The sequence below is a fragment of the Mesorhizobium sp. B2-8-9 genome, assembly GCF_006439475.1.
In the GTDB taxonomy this organism is placed as follows: domain Bacteria; phylum Pseudomonadota; class Alphaproteobacteria; order Rhizobiales; family Rhizobiaceae; genus Mesorhizobium.
The window spans coordinates 59209-76520 of record NZ_VFTQ01000027.1 but is presented as its reverse complement, the minus strand read 5'-3'; the positions used below and the strand labels follow the sequence as shown (position 1 = coordinate 76520).

The window sequence follows — 17312 nt, the reverse complement described above, 5'->3', positions numbered from 1 at the left end:
CCAATTGCGGACGGAGGCTACGGCAAGCTCGCCGCGTTCAACCGCTTCGCAATTGCTCTAGGCTCCTCCCGCTTCCTCCCTGTTAGGCGGCTATCTCCGCGTTGATATTCTCAGCCAACAAGGCCCTGAAGCGCGAAGGCGACATGCCTTTCTGCGCCAGGAACTGACGGTTGAAATTCGAGATGTTGTTGTAGCCGGCGGCGTAGCAGATTTCGGTGATCGACATCTGGTCCTCGCTCATCAGCAGCTGACAGGCAAGGTTGATGCGCAGGCGATTGACATACTGCACCAGTGCCATTCCGGTGTGCCGGCGGAAGCTGCGCGAGAAGGCGCTCGGGCTGCGCCCGGCGATCTCGGCAAGCGTCCCTTCGCTGAAAGGCTCGGTCAGGTGGCAGTTGATATAGGCGAGCGCCTGATTGATGCCGGCCGACATGAACCCGGAGGGATCAGGGAGATAGCCGGCGCTAGCCAAAGTGCGGACGTCGCCGGCGCGGTTCAAGATGTCGAGCACGGCCATGAACAGCGACAGGCGGCGCACGCCCTGCGCCTCGGTCAGTTCCGCCAGCAGGGGCGCCACGAGCTCAGCCGTCGCCGGCGAGAACAGCGCCCCGCGGCGGCTGGTTTCGAGGATGCCGGCGCAGGCGCCAAGTTCGGGCAAGGCGGCGGAGGCGCCGGCGATGAATTCTTCCGAGAACTGGACGACGCGGCCACGCAGCGGCACGGTTTCGCCCGGCGGCACGTCGCTGACCCAGTTGTGCGGCAAATTGGGCCCGGTGAGCACCAGATTGCCCGGCTCGAACTCGCCGATGAAGTCGCCGACGAAATAGCGGCCGGTGGTGGCGACGACCAGATGCAGCTCGTATTCAGGATGGAAGTGCCAGCGCACGGTGCGGAAAGGATAGCCGTGGGCCCAGGCCTTGAACGACTCTCCCTGTCTGATCTGGACGACTTCCAGGTCCGGATTCATCTTCATTTCCTCCCCGCGCGGGTCCGGTCTTGGGACCGGTTGCTGCGCTTCGTCAGGCAGGCCTGTGTATTCCCACTGGCCGCCGTGATTGAAGCTTAGGCGGCAATTGAAACGCCTGCCACCACGGCTTGTCCACCCGACCGATACTTTTTTGACGTTTCGGAGCAGGTCGAAGCAGCCGATGTTTTGAAAGCACTTCCTTAACCATAGCGGTTCAGGATCGTTCTCTGGTCAGTGGGGACACCCTGATTGAAAAAGCCGGCGCGCCCTCTTCGCCGCCTGGCGCTTCTCGCGGCAGCGATTGCGCTGGGCACGGCGGCAAAGGCCTCGGATTTCTCCGAGCCGTGGAAGAATGCCGACCGCCCGCTGGTCATCGACGCCTACGAATACAATTCGATCGACTGGCAGCAGCTCGTCACCGACAAGCGCATCGCCGGCTTCATCAACAAAGCATCCGACGGATTGCCGCCGCCGTATTTCTGCTTCGGCGCAGAAGCCGACGTCAAACTCTGCAAGGCGCAGTGGAAGCGCTATGCGGTGACGCGCGAATTGTTCCAGACGCGCAAGGTCGTGGCCAAGGCGCTTGGCTTGAAATGGGGCGCCTATCACCTCGCGCGGCCGGGCAATCCGGTCGAGCAGGCCAATAATTTCATCGATTTCGCCGAGCCGGCGTCCGACGAGCTGATGGCCCTCGACATCGAAGGCATCGATCCAACGCAATGGATGTCGCTGGAAGACGCGGAAGAATTCGTGCGCCAGGTGCATCGCCGCCTCGGCCGCTTCCCGGTGCTCTATGTCAACGGCAAGACCGCCCAGTATATCGCCGACAACCGCTACCAGTATCGGCTCCTGTCGCGGCTGCCGCTCTGGTATGCGCGCTACAAGCCGGATATCGACGTGCATTTCCCGATGGGCAACTGGCAGGGCTATGCGCTCTGGCAATTCGCCGCGCACACCAATTGCGGCCGCTTCCGTTGCCCCTACCGCGTGCCCGGCACGCCCAACGACATCGACGTCAGCGTCGCGCCGATGAGCGCCGACGAATTGCGCCGGCAATGGGCTTTTGGCGGCCTGCTCGACGTGCCGGCCGACTACCTCGCCTCGATCCCGGTGCCGATTTCGCGTGAGATGGCGCTGGCCGGCAAGGTGACGATCACCTATGCCGACGTGGCGGCGCCGCCGACCTTCGAGGAGATGGTGGCGGTGCTCGGCGCGCGCTGGGAGACATTCCGCGACGGATTCCGCATGCCGGTGGTGAAGACGGTGCCTCGGCGCGCCGGCTTCGGCATCGCGCAATATGTCGCCTGGAAACGCTCCGGACAGCGCACGCCCGAGCAGATCGACGCGGCCTTCGCCGCTGCCGCCGATCCGGTCAGCACCGCCTCAACCGCGCTCGACAGCGCCAAGCGCTGACTTCTTCCAAGAGCCGACTTCTTCCCGGAGCCGAGCGACATCAGCGATGGCTGCCCAGGCTGGCATACATGCCGGTGGTGCGAAACTGCGTCGGATTGATGCCGTAACAGCGGCGAAAGACCTTGGAGAAGTAGTTCGCGTCCTCGAAGCCGCACAGCACCGCGACTTCCTTGACCGGCAGGAAATCGGCCTTGGTCAGGAGTTTCGCCGCGCGTTGCAGGCGCTGCTGCAGCACGAATTCGGCCGGCGGCAGCCCTTCGCTCTCGGCGAAGCAGCGTGAGAAATGGGCGCGGCTGAGGCCGCTGATTTCAACCAGCTCCGCCACCGGCAACGGCTTGTCGAGATTGGCGTTGATGTGGTCGATGACGGGCTGCATGGCGCTCTGCTTCTCGGCGAAGGCATGCGAGCCGAAGACATCGTCATAAAGCGCCATTGCCGCCTCATAGGCGATCGCCGAGGCCGCGCCTGGCGAAGCGGCGCCCTTGATCAGCCGCAGGCTGCAATCGGCAAGGTGATCGATGGTGGCCGGCTGCAGCCGCAGCACCGGGCCCGAGACGCTGAGGATGGACTTGTGGATGCGTAGCGCCTCCTCGCCGTTCATCGAGATCCAGAAATATTCCCAGCGGTCGCCTTTGGCCAACCAGTAGCGATGATTGTGCGGCACCAGAACCAGCAGCGTGTCGTTCGCCTGCAGGCGGTAATTGCGGCTCTCGTAGCGCAATTGACCGGTGCCGCTGATCGTATGCTGGAGCACGGTGAACGGGGTCTGGCCGCGCTTCCTGCCGTCCCAGTCATATGCCTCGTCCTCGCGCAGTTCGTAGCCGGTGCTGGTCGGCATGGCGTGCAGGCGCTGGCGGCCGCGCGGCAGCGAGATCGTCCGCATCAGCTTTCCGTTGGCGATCAGGTCCCGCAGCACAAAATTACCCTCGAAAGCATAATCCTTCTCTGGCCCCCTCGGCGAATAAGCGCATAATCCGGCCCTCAACAACGCGAAAGACCCGCGGTCGAGGAGCGGGCGGGAGGAGAAAGAGCCGGATTTCCGGCTTTGAATGGCATGCGCGCTGTTGCGCGCGGCCATGTTCTCTCCTTTGCTCCTTGCCTAGCATTCGATTGGATCGAGGTGAAGGTGATGAGTTTCAAAATCGCTATTATCGGCGCCGGCAGCGTCGGCTTCACCAAGAAGCTGTTCACCGACATTTTATGCGTGCCGGAATTCAAGGATATCGAATTCGCGCTGACGGATGTCAGCGAGCACAATCTGGCGATGATCAAGGCGATCCTCGATAGGATCGTGGAAGCGAACAAGTTGCCGACCAAGGTGACGGCGACCACCAACCGCCGCGAGGCGCTGGAGGGCGCGCGCTATATCATCAGCTGCGTGCGCGTCGGCGGGCTCGAAGCCTATGCCGACGACATCCGCATCCCGCTGAAATACGGCATCGACCAATGCGTCGGCGACACGATCTGCGCCGGCGGCATTCTCTACGGCCAACGCAACATTCCGGTGATCCTCGACTTCTGCAAGGATATAAGGGAGGTCGCCGCCGCCGGCGCCAAGTTCCTCAACTACGCCAACCCGATGGCGATGAACACCTGGGCCGCGATCGAATACGGCAAGGTCGACACGGTCGGCCTCTGCCACGGCGTTCAGCATGGCGCCGAGCAGATTGCCCAGGTGCTCGGCGCAAAGTCGCCCAAGGAGCTCGACTATGTCTGCTCCGGCATCAATCACCAGACCTGGTTCATCGAGCTCAAGCTGAACGGCCGGCCGATCGGCAAGGACGAATTGATCTCCGCCTTCGAGGCGCATCCGGTCTATTCGAAGCAGGAAAAGCTGCGCATCGACGTGCTGAAGCGTTTTGGGGTCTATTCGACCGAAAGCAACGGCCACCTGTCGGAATATCTGCCCTGGTATCGCAAGCGTCCCGACGAGATCGCGCGCTGGATCGACATGTCGGACTGGATCCATGGCGAGACGGGCGGCTACCTGCGCTACTCGACCGAAACCCGCAACTGGTTCGAGACGGAATATCCGCAATTTCTCGAAGCGGCCTCGAAGCCGATCGACTCGGCAAAACGCTCGAACGAACACGCCAGCCACATCCTCGAGGCGCTTGAGACCAATCGCGTCTATCGCGGCCATTTCAACGTCAAGAACAACGGCGTGATCACCAACCTGCCGCAGGATGCCATCATCGAATCGCCCGGCTTCGTCGACCGGTTCGGCATCAACATGGCGGCCGGCATCACCTTGCCGGAAGCCTGCGCGGCCACCTGCATGGCTTCGATCAACGTCCAGCGCATGTCGGTGCATGCCGCCATCGCCGGCGACATCGACCTGTTGAAGCTCGCCGTGCTGCACGATCCGCTGGTCGGAGCCGTGTCGACGCCGGAAGAGGTCTGGCAGATGGTGGACGAGATGGTCGTCGCGCAGGCTCAATGGCTGCCGCAATATGCGCATGCCGTTCCGGCGGCAAAGGAGCGGCTTTCGAAATCCAAGGTCAAGACGCGTGAATGGGCAGGCGCGGCGCGGCGCAGCGTGCGCTCGATCGAGGAATTGCGCGCCGAGAAGGCGGCACTCAAACAGGCCGGCTGAGATCCGGGCAGGCAGGCGGACAGGCGCGTCCGCCGGATCAGCCGTCCCGAACAAGAGGCGGGCAACAGCAGACATCCAACATCTGGGAGGAGACTATGAGCAACCTGCATAGAATTGGCATCGCCGCCGGGCTGATGCTGAGCGTTTCAGTCCATGCACTCAACGCTTTCGCGTCCGAACCGACCGTGCCGCCGCAGCCGGCGACATTCCCGGCCGAAGGTAAGATCCACTATGTGGCGCGCGACTCCATCCTGGAGTTCAAGGCGCTGCCCGAATATCACGAGCCGGACTGGGTAACGGAGAAATACGTCAAGACCGGCAAGTTGCCGCCGGTCAAGGACAGACTGCCCAAGGAGCCGCTGGTCTTCAAGACCGGCAACATGCCCGACGGCATCGGCGTCTATGGCGACACGATGCGCCACGTCATCGGCGGCAGGCCGGAAGGCTGGAACTACGGCGCCGGCCAGACGCAAGGCTGGGGCGGCATCGATATCGGCTTGTCCGAATGCCTGACGCGCACGGCGCCGCTGTTCCAGGTCGAGGCCAAGGACACCGAGCCGCTTCCGAACCTTGCCAAGAGCTGGGACTGGTCGAGTGACGGCCACAAGCTCACCATGCATCTGATCGAAGGCGCCAAATGGTCGGACGGCGCGCCCTTCAACGCCGACGATGTCATGTTCTACTGGGATGACGAGGTCGTCGATCCCAATGTCTCGCCGCTGAACGGCGCCACGCCCGAAACCTTCGGCGTCGGCACGACGCTGAAGAAGGTCGACGACTACACCGTCGAGTGGACCTTCAAGGAGGCGTTCCCGCGGCAATATCTCTATGCGATGGCCTACGGCACCTTCTGTCCCGGCCCTTCGCACATCCTGAAGCCGCAGCATCCGAAATATTCGAAGAATACCTACGACCAGTTCAAGAACGCCTTCCCGCCGGATTATATGAATATGCCGGTGATGGGCGCCTGGGTGCCGGTCGAATACCGGCCGGACGATATCATCGTCTTGCGGCGCAACCCCTACTATTGGAAGGTCGACGAAAAGGGCAACCAGCTGCCCTATCTCAACGAGCTGCAATACAAGCTGTCGACCTGGGCCGACCGCGACGTCCAGGCGGTGGCGGGCTCCGGCGACTTCTCGAACCTTGAGCAGCCCGAGAATTTCGTCGCCTCGCTGAAGCGCGCGGCCGACCCGAACGCGCCGGCCCGGCTTGCCTTCGGCCCGCGCCTCATCGGCTACAATCTGCGCATGAATTTCTCCGCCAATGGCTGGGGCAGCCCGGACGAACGCGGCCAGGCGCTGCGCGAATTGAACCGCAACGAGGACTTCCGCAAGGCGGTGACCATGGCGCTCGACCGCAAGGCGCTGGGCGACTCGCTGGTCAAGGGTCCGTTTACCGCCATCTATCCGGGCGGCTTCTCGTCGGGCACCAGCTTCTATGACCGCAAGTCGACCGTCTACTATCCGTTCGATCTCAAAGGCGCCAAGGCCGAGCTTGCCAAGGCCGGGCTGAAGGACACCGATGGCGACGGCATCGTGAACTTCCCGGCCGGCACCGCCGGCGGCAAGAATGTCGAGATCGTGATGCTGGTCAACAACGACTACACCACCGACAAGAGCCTCGCCGAAGGCGTCGTCGCGCAGATGGAAAAGCTTGGGCTGAGGGTGGTCCTCAACGGGGTCAACGGAACGCAGCGAGACGCCATCCAATATTCCGGCCGTTTCGACTGGCTGATCCGGCGCAACGAGACCGAGCTCACCTCGGTGGTGCAAAACACCGAGCAACTTGCTCCCGTCGGCCCGAAGACCAGCTGGAATCACCGCGCGCCGGAAAGCGGCGAAGTCGACCTGATGCCCTTCGAGAAGGACCTCGTGGACATCGTCAACAAGTTCGTGACGACGCAGGACAACGACCAGCGTGCCGACCTGATGCGAAAGTTCCAGAAGATATCGACCGAGCATGTCTACAATGTCGGGCTGACAGAATATCCGGGCGCGCTCATCATCAACAAGCGCTTCTCGAACATCCCGCAAGGCACGCCGATCTACATGTTCAACTGGGCCGAGGATTCGATCGTCCGCGAACGTGTCTTCGTCGCCGCCGACAAGCAGGCGAAGCACGAATTGTATCCGGAGGAGCTTCCCGGCAAACCGGGTGACAAGGGTCCGATGTAAGGTTTACCTCCCCTGACGAAAAGACGTCCGGCCGCGCCGCGGCGCGGCCGGACAACGAAACCTCCGAACGCACCTCAGGGAGCGACCGGCCAAAAAGGAAGCTGACCGCCCATGCTGCGATTCCTGCTTATGCGCATAGCCTCGGCGCTTCCCGTCCTCGCCATCTTGAGCCTCGTCACCTTCGCCATCATCCAGGCGCCGCCCGGCGACTATGCGGATTACATCCGCTCGCAGCTGATCAACCAGGGTGGCGCTTCCTACGCCGAGGCTGAAGCGCAGGCCCAGGCCTACCGCGTCGAGCATGGCCTCGATAAGCCGCTGCCCATCCAGTATCTCAACTGGATCGGCGGCATCATCACCCGCGGCGATTTCGGCTACAGCCTCTACTACAACAAGCCCGTGGCCGATGTGGTGGGCGAGCGCCTGCCGCGCACCTTGCTTCTGGCGCTGGTCTGCCATCTGCTCGCCTCGGTGCTCGGCATCAGCTTCGGCATATGGGCGGCGACGCGTCAGTACAGCTGGATCGATTCGACACTTTCGGCGATCTCGTTCCTCGGCATGACGGTGCCGCGCTTCCTGATGGCGCTGATCATCGTCTACCTCTTGGTCTTCCAGTTCAACGTCTCCGAGATCGGCTCGTTCTTCTCGCCGCAATATGGCGGCGCGCCCTGGTCGTGGGCTAAATTTGTCGACCTGGTCAAACATGTCTGGCCGGTTGTGGCGATCGCGACCTTCGGCGGCCTCGCCTACAATATGCGCGTGATGCGCGGCAATCTGCTCGACACGCTCAACGCGCAATATGTCGAAACGGCCAAGGCCAAAGGCCTTACCGGCGGCGCCGTGGTGATGCGGCACGCCGTGCCCAACGCGCTGCATCCGCTGGTGATGTATCAGGGCGTGGTGCTGCCCTATATGCTCACCGGCGAGATCGAGACGGCAATCATCTTCGCGCTGCCCACTGTCGGCCCGGCGATCGTCGGCTCGATGGCGGTCGGCGACGTCTATGTCACGGCGACCTTCATGATGGTGCTGTCGGCGACGCTGATCGTCGGCAACATCATCGCCGACATGCTGCTGGTCCTGCTCGACCCGCGCATCCGCCAGTTCGGGGAGCGCTAAATGCTGGCCCGCGATCCCTCACCCCTGCCCCCATCCCTTACGCCCTTGCCGGCCGAAAGCGTCCCGGTGGCCGAAGCCGCGCATGGCAATGAGAGCTACATCGCGCTTGTCTGGCGCCGGCTGAAGCGTTCGTGGACCGGCATGGCCGGGCTTTGCCTGGTCGCGCTCTTGCTTGTCATGGCGGTGTTCGCCGAATTCCTGGCGCCGATGGACCCCAAGGCGACCGACGTCGCCTTCGCGCCGCCGCAACTGCCCGCCTTCCACGACAAGGACGGCAATTTCGTCGCGCGGCCGCGGGTCTACGCGCTGGCCGATTCGGCCGATCTCGATCCGGTCACCTTCCAGCCGATCGTCGGCCCCGACTACGACCACCCAAGGCTGCTCGGCTTCTTCGTCAAAGGCGCGCCCTACAAGCTTCTCGGCCTCATTCCGGCGAACCGGCATTTCTTCGCCTCGATGGACGGCCAGCCGGTGCATTTCCTCGGCACCGACAAGTTCGGCCGCGATGTGCTGTCACGCGCCATCCACGGCTCGCGCGTGTCGCTGATGATCGCGCTGACGGTGGTCTTCATCATCACGGTCATCGGCACCAGCGTCGGCATGATCTCCGGCTATTTCGGCGGCAAGTTCGACGTCTGGATGCAGCGCTTCGTCGAGCTTGTGCTCGCCTTCCCGCAATTGCCGCTTTATCTGGCGCTGACGACGCTGATCCCGGTCACCGCGCCGACCAATGTCTTCCTCGCCTTCGTCATCATCGTCATGTCGGCGCTGGGCTGGGCGCAGATGTCGCGCGAGGTGCGCGGCAAGACGCTGGCGCTGGCGCGGATCGACTATGTGCGCGCCGCCATGGCGGTCGGGGCCACCGATCGGCGCATCATCATGCAGCACATCTTCCCCAATGTGATGAGCCATGTGATCGTCGCCGTGACGCTGGCGATCCCGACCGTGGTGCTGCTCGAATCCTTCCTCGGTTTCCTCGGCTTCGCGGTGAAGCCGCCGCTGATCTCCTGGGGCCTGATGCTGCAGGACACCGCGACCTATTCGGTCATCGGCACCTATCCGTGGATCCTGTCGCCGGTCGGCTTCGTGCTGATCACCGTCTTTGCCTTCAACGCGCTGGGCGACGGCCTGCGCGATGCCGTCGATCCTTATTGAGGTGGCCGGATGACGACGATCGCGATCGCAGACTCCCTCGCGCCGGCCGTCCGCTTCGACCATGGCGGACGCCACGACCAACCCGTCATCGACGCCCGCAACATCGAGGTCGCGTTCAAGGTCGAGCACGGCACCGTCGAGGCGGTCAAGGACGTCTCCTTCCAGATCTATCGCGGCGAGACGATCGCGATCGTGGGCGAATCCGGCTCCGGCAAGTCGGTGACGGCGCGCACCGTCATGGGGCTGCTGTCCAGGCGGGCAACCGTCTCGCCGCGATCGAGCGTCGAATATCTCGGGCAGAACATCCTGAAATTCCCCGAGAGCGCCCGGCGCAAGCTGCGCGGCAACCGCATCTCGATGATCTTCCAGGAGCCGATGAGCTCGCTCAACCCGATCTACACGGTGGGCAGCCAGATCGTCGAAGCGATCAGGGTGCACCGCAAGGTGGGCCGCAGGCAAGCCTGGGCGCGCGCGCTCGAGCTGCTACGGCATGTCCAGATCCCCGAGCCGGAGGCGCGGCTGAAGCAATATCCGCATCAGCTGTCGGGCGGTCAGCGGCAGCGGGTGATGATCGCCATGGCCTTGGCCAACGAGCCCGACGTGCTGATCGCCGACGAGCCGACCACGGCGCTCGACGTCACGGTGCAGGCGCAAATCCTGAACCTGATCCGCAACCTGCAGAAGGAACTGCGGATGGCGGTGATCCTGATCACCCACGATCTCACCGTGGTGCGCAAGTTCTCCGACTACGTCTATGTCATGCAGCATGGCGAAATGCGCGAGCACAACGTCACCGAGCGGCTGTTCGCCGATCCGCGGCACCCTTACACGCAGCGGCTGCTCGCCTCGGAGCCGCGCGGCCGCCCGCAGCCGCTGCCGGAGGGCAGCGGCACCATTCTCGAGGCGAACGGCGTGCGCGTCTGCTTCATGCTGCGCCACGGCTCGTTCCTCAAGCCGGACTGGCGCGAGCTGGTCGCGGTCGACGACCTCGACCTGAAGCTTTGCCGTCACGAGACGCTGGGACTGGTCGGCGAATCCGGCTCCGGCAAGACCAGCTTCGGCCAGGCACTGATCAGGCTGGCCGACGCCAAGCGCGGCGAGATCCGCTTCGACGGCCTGCCGATCGAGAAGCTGTCGCGCACCGAGATGCGGCCGCTGCGCTCGCGCATGCAGGTCGTTTTCCAGGATCCGTTCTCCTCGCTCAACCCGCGCATGACGATCGGCCAGATCATCGAGGAAGGCCTGGTCGTCAACAGGCTGGGCGCGACGCGGCGCGAGAGGAACGAGCGGGTGCGGGAGGCGCTGGTCAGCGCCGGCATGCCCGGCAACATCCTGTCGCGCTTCCCGCACGAGTTCTCCGGCGGCCAGCGACAGCGCATCGCGATCGCGCGCGCCATCGCGCTGGAGCCCGAATTCATCCTGCTCGACGAGCCGACCTCGGCGCTCGACCTTTCGGTGCAGGCGCAGATCATCGACCTGTTGCGCAAGCTGCAGGACGAGCGCGGCCTGAGCTATCTGTTCATCTCGCACGACCTCAAGGTGGTGCGGGCGCTCTGCCACCGCGTCATCGTCATGCAGCACGGCAAGATCGTCGAGCAGGGACCCGTCGACGAGGTCCTTTCCAATCCCAAGACCGCCTACACCGAACGGCTCGTCAGGGCCGCTTTCGACGTGGCTTAGAAGTGCCGGAGGTTTTTACAGTGGCAAGAAATCCCAGGATCACATTCATCGGCGCAGGCTCGACGGTGTTCATGAAGAACATCGTCGGCGACGTGCTGCAGCGGCCGGCGCTGTCGGGCGCAACTATCGCATTGATGGACATCAACCCGCAGCGGCTGGAAGAAAGCGCCGTCGTCGTCAACAAACTGATCGCGACGCTCGGCGTCAAGGCGAAGGCCGAGACCTATTCCGACCAGCGCAAGGCGCTTTCCGGCGCCGACTTCGTCGTCGTCGCCTTCCAGATCGGCGGCTACGAGCCTTGCACCGTCACCGACTTCGAGGTGCCGAAGAAATACGGCCTGCGCCAGACCATCGCCGACACGCTCGGCGTCGGCGGCATCATGCGGGGCCTCAGGACCGTGCCGCATCTATGGAAGATCTGCGAGGACATGCTTGCGGTCTGCCCGGAAGCGATCATGCTGCAATATGTCAACCCGATGGCGATCAACACCTGGGCGATCGCCGAGAAATATCCCACGATCAAGCAGGTCGGGCTCTGCCACTCGGTGCAGGGCACGGCGATGGAATTGGCGCACGATCTCGACCTTCCCTATGAGGAGATCCGCTACCGCTCGGCCGGCATCAACCACATGGCCTTTTATCTCAAGTTCGAGCATCGCCAGCCGGACGGCACCTACCGCGACCTCTATCCCGACCTCGTGCGCGCCTATCGCGAGGGCCGTGCGCCAAAACCCGGCTGGAACCCGCGCTGCCCGAACAAGGTGCGCTACGAGATGCTGACCAGGCTCGGCTATTTCGTCACCGAAAGCTCGGAGCATTTCGCCGAATACACGCCCTATTTCATCAAGGACGGCCGACCAGACCTGATCGAGAAATACGGCATTCCGCTCGACGAATATCCGAAACGCTGCATCGAGCAGATCGAGCGCTGGACGGGCCAGGCGGAGGCCTACCGCTCGGCCGACCGGATCGAGGTCGAGCAGTCCAGGGAATACGCTTCCTCGATCATGAATTCGGTGTGGACCGGCGAGCCGTCGGTGATTTACGGCAATGTGCGCAACAATGGCTGCATCACCTCGCTGCCTTTCGACTGCGCGGCGGAAGTGCCGTGCCTGGTCGACGCCTCCGGCATCCAGCCGACCTACATCGGCGATCTGCCGCCGCAGCTCACGGCGCTGATCCGCACCAACATCAATGTGCAGGAGCTGACGGTGCGGGCACTGATGAGCGAGAACCGCGAGCATATCTACCACGCGGCGATGATGGACCCGCACACCGCGGCCGAACTCGACCTCGACCAGATCTGGTCCTTGGTCGACGACCTGCTTGCCGCGCATGGCGACTGGCTGCCGGCTTGGGCGCGAGGCCGGCGCAAGAGCGCGGCCGCCTGAATTCCGGAATTACGCCCCGGCCTTCTCGCGCTCGACGGCGCGCCAGCCGATGTCATGGCGGTAAAAGCCTTGCGGCCAGTCGATCTGGTCGATCGCCGCATATGCCTTGGCCTGCGCCTCGCCGACGGTCGTGCCGAGCGCGGTGACATTGAGCACACGGCCGCCATTGGCGACCAGCGCACCGCCATTGATGGCGGTGCCGGCATGGAAGACCTGGACGCCCTCTCCTTCCGCCTCGTCGAGGCCGCGGATGACCGAGCCCTTTTCCGGCGCGCCGGGATAACCCCTGGCCGCCATCACCACGGTCAACGCCGTCTCGTCGCTCCAGCGGACCGACATATGCGCGAGCTGGCCGTCGACGGCGGCGTTGAGCAGGACGAGCAAATCGTCCTTCAGCCGCATCATCAGCACTTGGCATTCGGGATCGCCAAAGCGGGTGTTGTACTCGATCAGCTTGGGGCCCTGGTCGGTGATCATCAGGCCGGCGAAGAGGATGCCGGCGAAGGGCGCGCCGAGATTGGCCATGCCGCGCATGGTGGGCTCGATGATCTCGCGCATGGTGCGCCCGGTCATTTCCGGCGTCATCACCGGCGCCGGCGAATAGGCGCCCATGCCGCCGGTGTTCGGCCCGATATCGCCGTCGCCGACGCGCTTGTGGTCCTGCGCGGTGCCGAAGGGCAGCGCGGTGGCGCCGTCGCACAGGCAGAAGAAGCTTGCCTCCTCGCCGCTCAGATATTCCTCGACCACGACCTCGGCGCCGGCCGCGCCGAAGGCGCCGTCGAAACAGGCTTCGAGCGCGGCGTTCGCCTCGTCCAGCGTCATGGCGATGGTGACGCCCTTGCCGGCGGCGAGTCCGTCGGCCTTGATGACGATCGGCGCCCCGGTCTTCTCGACATAGGCTTTCGCCGAAGCGAGGTCGCTGAAGCGGCCATAGGCGGCGGTCGGGATGTTGAACTTGGCGCAAAGATCCTTGGTGAAGCCCTTCGATCCCTCGAGCCGCGCCGCCGCCTTGGAGGGGCCGAAGACGCGGATGCCCCAGGCGCGCAGATCGTCGGCGATGCCGGCCACCAGCGGACCTTCCGGGCCGACGACGACGAGGTCGATCTTCTTCTCCTGGCAGAAGGCGGCGACGGTGGAATGGTCGGCGACGTCGAGCTTGACCTGTTCGGCGACGCGGCCGATGCCCGGATTGCCGGGAGAGGCGTAGAGCTTCGTCAGCAGCGGCGAGGCGGACATCTTCCAGGCAAGCGCATGTTCGCGGCCGCCCGAACCGAGAAGAAGAACGTTCATGGCCACCTCTTGCTGATCGTCTCCCTGAACCCGCTATTGGTCCACGGGCGGCGGGTCAAGGCGTCTCGGCATTTTGGCGGCAATTGCGCACGGGAACATGGGCCTCATCAAGGCCGATGAGACAGGTGCCGCCGCCGGCCAGTCCCCGGTACAGGGATTTGGGAGGTTGCCGTTTATCGGCGAGCAAGATGTTGGCCGTTCATTTCCGTGAAATCGGCGCAAGCGTTGGTGATTGGCTGAAGTTTCATCAACGTCGTCATCCTAGGGCGAAGCAGGAGCGCAGCTCCGTCGCGGAGACCCTAGGATCCATGCCGTGACATTGATCGAGGGCCGCGACGGAGCAGAATTCTGCACCCCTGCAACGCCTCAGCATCACGGCATGGATCCTCGGGTCTGCGCGCGTCGCTACGCTCCTTGCTCTGCCCGTGGATGACGAGGGCGGGCCGGTTCGGCCAACCCCAACATGCGATTGCCGGCGCAAATATAGCCGACCCATCAGAAATTGCCGTGTCCCCAACTTGGTCTGAAAAAATGCCTCAGCTCTGGAAAATGACGGGGAACCAGTCCTCGCGCAGTTTCTGGCCGGGCTTCATGTCGTGGCCGGGATAGGGCGGCGAGGTGCGGCCGGGACGTTCGACATAATGCGCGTCGTCGCCGACCCAGCGCAGCGACAGCGCCCGGCGCCGCGCCGCCGTCAGGTTGCCGCGCGCACCATGCGCGGTGCGGAAGTCGAACAGGATGGCGTCGCCCGGCTCCATCTCCCATTCGAGCACTTTCATCGACGGGTCATTGTCGGGGTCGGGCACAGGCAGGTAGTCGCCCTCGCCGGCGTAGAAGTTGTCGTCGTTCAGCCATCGCACCGGCAGCACCATCTTTTCCCATTTGTGCGAGCCGGCGATCAGCCTCAGCGTCGCTTCCTTCACCGGATCGATCGGGATCCAGAAGCTCACCGTCTGGCTGCCGTCGACGAAGTAGTAGGGAATGTCCTGGTGCCACGGCGTCGGCTTCTGCGTGCCCGGCTCCTTGACCAGGACGTGGTCGTGGAAGAACTGGGCGCTGCGCGACTGCATGACCGCGGCCGCGAGCTCGGCGGCCGGTGATTCCTTGACGATCCTGACGAATTCCGGGATGCGCTCCCAGTTGCAATAGTCGTCGAAGAAACTGCCCTGGCCGCCGGCGATGTCGGAGGCGGCGGCGCTGCGGTTGCGCATATTACGCTCGATGCCGTCGGCGATCACGTCGACCCAGTCCTCGAAGGCGCCGCGAATGCAGACTGCGCCGTCCCGCTGATAATCGGCAATCGTCGAAGCATCGATCTTTGGGCTGGCCATTGCGTGCTCTCCTTGGGTTGGCAAGCGACTATCGCAAGCGCCGGCATCGGGTAAAATAATAACTTGCCATCTGGTTTATAGTTATAACCTATGAGACTGACCCTCGCGCAATTGCGCTATGTCGTTGCCGTGGCCCGCTATGGCAGCGTGACCGCGGCAGCCCAGGCGCTGAACGTGTCGCAGCCGTCGATCTCAGTTGCGATCGACAATGTCGAGGACGCGCTGGGCCACAAACTGTTCGTGCGCCAGCGCGGCAGCGGCGTTTCGCTGACATCCTTCGGCCGCAGGGCCGTGGCCAAGGCAAGGCAGGTGCTGGGCGAGGCGGACGAGCTGGCGGCGCTCGGTTCGCGTGACGCCGATGTCGGCGGCGAGCTGGCGCTCGGCTGCTTCGAGGATCTGGCGCCCTATTTCGCGCCGGCGCTGATGCGCGCCTTCGCCGAGCGCTGCCCGGCCGTCACGGTCGTCATCGGCGATGAAACCTTCGACACACTGGGACGGCGCCTGGCCGACAGCGCCGTCGATCTCGGCCTCACCTACGATCTCGGCCTTCCAGGCCATTTCAAGCGCATTCTGCTGCATCAATTGCAGCCGCACGCGCTTTTGCCGGCCGGCCACGAGCTGGCGGACAAGCACGCCGTCAGCCTGGCCGAGCTCGCGCAGCATCCGCTGATCACCACCGACCAGCCGCACAGCTGGCAGCACATGCTGGACCTTTTCCTGAGCCGCGGCCTCTCGCCGGTCGCCCGAGCAACGACCAGCTCGTTCGAGCTGCAGCGCTCCATGGTGGCCAACGGCTTCGGCGTCGCGGTCAGCTATACGAGGCCCTATGGCGACCGCAGCTATGACGGCCTGCCGCTGGTCTGCAAGCCGCTCTCCGATCCGCTGCCCATGCAGCGCATCATCCTGACCCACGACACGCGCCAGCGCCTGTCGAAGGCGGCTGCGGCGTTCATCGAGGTCGCCAAGGCATGGTTTGCCGGTCACGATGTTTTCACCGCCTAGGTTTTCAGCGCTTGAGCGACAACGCGGCCGCTTGACGGCGCCGCTTGCTGCTGCCACTCCAGCGTGATGGAAACCGTCCAGTCGAAAGCGATCCAGGGCCGTGTCGCCGACGCGCCGAGCGGCCATTGGGTCTACGGCGTGCTGCCGCGCTGGCTCTGGCCCTATGCGCAGCTTGCGCGCTGGGACAGGCCGATCGGCTGGCAGCTGCTTTTGTGGCCCTGCTGGTGGTCGGCAGCGCTTGCCGCCGGCGCCTATCCGCGCCCGACCGACCCGCTGCTGACGCTGCTGCCGACGCCTTGGTATCTATTGCTGTTCTTCATCGGCGCTGTCGCCATGCGCGGCGCCGGCTGCACCTATAACGATCTCGCCGACCAGGACATCGACAACCAGGTCGAGCGCACGCGCTCGCGGCCGCTGCCCGCCGGCAAGGTGACACGCCGCCAGGCCTGGGCTTTCGTCATCATCCAGGCGCTGGTGGGCTTGGCCGTGCTGTTGCAGTTCAACGGCTTCGCCATTCCGCTCGGCATCGCCTCGCTGGCGATCGTCGCGGTCTATCCTTTCATGAAGCGCATCACTAACTGGCCGCAATTGGTGCTGGGGCTCGCCTTCTCCTGGGGCGCGCTGATGGGCTGGGCGGTCGAATTCGGCGATCTCGATGATCCGGCGATCATGCTCTATATCGGCTCGATCCTGTGGGTGATCGGCTACGATACGATCTACGCGCATCAGGACAAGGAAGACGACGCCATCGTCGGTGTGCGCTCGACGGCGCGGCTGTTCGGCGACAACACCAAGACCTGGCTGGTTGGACTCTATGGCGGCGCGCTGGTCTGCTTCGCCATCGCCTTTGCATCCGCCCAGGTGCCGATCGTGGCGCTGGCCGGGCTGATCGCCGCCGGCGCGCATATGGCGCGCCAGATCATCCGGCTCGACATCAACAATCCGGACCAGTGCCTGAAATTGTTCAAGTCGAACAACCAAGTCGGCTGGCTGATCTTCCTCGGCCTGATCGGCGGTTCGGTGTGGATTTGGCTGAAGCCGCTGGTGTAGCGGGCTCCCCCTTCCCCCCTTGTGGGGGAAGGTGTCGCCGAAGGCGACGGATGAGGGGTGCTCCAGAGGACACCAGCGTCTCACTCCGCTGGAACACCCCTCATCCGTCTCGGCGCTGCGCGCCGATCCACCTTCTCCCAC

At 64.1% G+C, this 17312-nt stretch carries 13 protein-coding genes; 9 read left to right on the top strand and 4 right to left on the bottom strand.

Annotated features, from left to right (window positions below; genetic code table 11):
• Window positions 1–82: 82 nt before the first annotated feature.
• Window positions 83–967, bottom strand: a complete 885-nt coding sequence (locus FJ423_RS25980; RefSeq protein WP_140845837.1) for an AraC family transcriptional regulator — start codon at window positions 965–967, stop codon at window positions 83–85.
• A 249-nt stretch (window positions 968–1216) separates the two neighbouring features.
• Here FJ423_RS25980 and FJ423_RS25975 point away from each other — a divergent pair, with 249 nt between their 5' ends.
• Window positions 1217–2380: a glycoside hydrolase family 25 protein gene (locus FJ423_RS25975; protein ID WP_140845836.1), complete on the top strand. Its 1164-nt coding sequence runs from the start codon at window positions 1217–1219 to the stop codon at window positions 2378–2380.
• A 40-nt stretch (window positions 2381–2420) separates the two neighbouring features.
• Here FJ423_RS25975 and FJ423_RS25970 read toward each other — a convergent pair whose 3' ends face one another.
• Window positions 2421–3263, bottom strand: coding sequence for an AraC family transcriptional regulator (locus tag FJ423_RS25970; protein ID WP_140845855.1), 843 nt, complete (start codon window positions 3261–3263; stop codon window positions 2421–2423).
• Between the two features lie 246 nt (window positions 3264–3509).
• On the opposite strand from FJ423_RS25970, the gene FJ423_RS25965 reads away from it, so the two are divergent.
• The 6 genes from FJ423_RS25965 (at window position 3510) to FJ423_RS25940 (ending at window position 12498) form a co-directional block, all read left to right on the top strand.
• Window positions 3510–4976: an alpha-glucosidase/alpha-galactosidase gene (locus FJ423_RS25965; protein WP_140845835.1), complete on the top strand. Its 1467-nt coding sequence runs from the start codon at window positions 3510–3512 to the stop codon at window positions 4974–4976.
• Window positions 4977–5071: 95 nt separating this feature from the next.
• Entirely contained in the window at window positions 5072–7153 is a 2082-nt protein-coding gene (locus FJ423_RS25960) for an ABC transporter substrate-binding protein (protein WP_140845834.1), read from the top strand.
• A gap of 111 nt (window positions 7154–7264) precedes the next feature.
• Window positions 7265–8272 (top strand): ABC transporter permease, encoded by a 1008-nt coding sequence (locus FJ423_RS25955; protein ID WP_140845833.1) that lies wholly within the window; start codon window positions 7265–7267, stop codon window positions 8270–8272.
• Window positions 8273–9427: an ABC transporter permease gene (locus tag FJ423_RS25950; RefSeq protein ID WP_140845832.1), complete on the top strand. Its 1155-nt coding sequence runs from the start codon at window positions 8273–8275 to the stop codon at window positions 9425–9427.
• 9 nt (window positions 9428–9436) lie between these two features.
• Window positions 9437–11107: an ABC transporter ATP-binding protein gene (locus FJ423_RS25945; protein ID WP_140845831.1), complete on the top strand. Its 1671-nt coding sequence runs from the start codon at window positions 9437–9439 to the stop codon at window positions 11105–11107.
• Between the two features lie 20 nt (window positions 11108–11127).
• Complete coding sequence (locus FJ423_RS25940; protein WP_140845830.1) at window positions 11128–12498, top strand: alpha-glucosidase/alpha-galactosidase; 1371 nt, start codon at window positions 11128–11130, stop codon at window positions 12496–12498.
• 9 nt (window positions 12499–12507) lie between these two features.
• On the opposite strand, the gene purD is transcribed toward FJ423_RS25940, so the two are convergent.
• Window positions 12508–13788, bottom strand: coding sequence for a phosphoribosylamine--glycine ligase (gene purD, locus FJ423_RS25935; RefSeq protein WP_140845829.1), 1281 nt, complete (start codon window positions 13786–13788; stop codon window positions 12508–12510).
• Between the two features lie 536 nt (window positions 13789–14324).
• Complete coding sequence (locus tag FJ423_RS25930; RefSeq protein ID WP_140845828.1) at window positions 14325–15119, bottom strand: phytanoyl-CoA dioxygenase family protein; 795 nt, start codon at window positions 15117–15119, stop codon at window positions 14325–14327.
• A gap of 90 nt (window positions 15120–15209) precedes the next feature.
• On the opposite strand from FJ423_RS25930, the gene FJ423_RS25925 reads away from it, so the two are divergent.
• Window positions 15210–16121: a LysR family transcriptional regulator gene (locus tag FJ423_RS25925; RefSeq protein ID WP_140845827.1), complete on the top strand. Its 912-nt coding sequence runs from the start codon at window positions 15210–15212 to the stop codon at window positions 16119–16121.
• Window positions 16122–16187: 66 nt separating this feature from the next.
• Window positions 16188–17171, top strand: a complete 984-nt coding sequence (gene ubiA, locus FJ423_RS25920; protein ID WP_140845854.1) for a 4-hydroxybenzoate octaprenyltransferase — start codon at window positions 16188–16190, stop codon at window positions 17169–17171.
• Window positions 17172–17312 lie beyond the last annotated feature (141 nt).

Bases quoted from the DNA above. Each gene is read 5' to 3' on its own strand.
- FJ423_RS25980 (WP_140845837.1), bottom strand. From the start codon at position 967: ATGAATCCGGACCTGGAAGTCGTCCAGATCAGACAGGGAGAGTCGTTC.
- FJ423_RS25970 (WP_140845855.1), bottom strand. From the start codon at position 3,263: ATGCGGACGATCTCGCTGCCGCGCGGCCGCCAGCGCCTGCACGCCATG.
- FJ423_RS25965 (WP_140845835.1), top strand. From the start codon at position 3,510: ATGAGTTTCAAAATCGCTATTATCGGCGCCGGCAGCGTCGGCTTCACC.
- FJ423_RS25960 (WP_140845834.1), top strand. From the start codon at position 5,072: ATGAGCAACCTGCATAGAATTGGCATCGCCGCCGGGCTGATGCTGAGC.
- FJ423_RS25955 (WP_140845833.1), top strand. From the start codon at position 7,265: ATGCTGCGATTCCTGCTTATGCGCATAGCCTCGGCGCTTCCCGTCCTC.
- FJ423_RS25950 (WP_140845832.1), top strand. From the start codon at position 8,273: ATGCTGGCCCGCGATCCCTCACCCCTGCCCCCATCCCTTACGCCCTTG.
- FJ423_RS25945 (WP_140845831.1), top strand. From the start codon at position 9,437: ATGACGACGATCGCGATCGCAGACTCCCTCGCGCCGGCCGTCCGCTTC.
- purD (WP_140845829.1), bottom strand. From the start codon at position 13,788: ATGAACGTTCTTCTTCTCGGTTCGGGCGGCCGCGAACATGCGCTTGCC.
- FJ423_RS25930 (WP_140845828.1), bottom strand. From the start codon at position 15,119: ATGGCCAGCCCAAAGATCGATGCTTCGACGATTGCCGATTATCAGCGG.
- FJ423_RS25925 (WP_140845827.1), top strand. From the start codon at position 15,210: ATGAGACTGACCCTCGCGCAATTGCGCTATGTCGTTGCCGTGGCCCGC.
- ubiA (WP_140845854.1), top strand. From the start codon at position 16,188: ATGGAAACCGTCCAGTCGAAAGCGATCCAGGGCCGTGTCGCCGACGCG.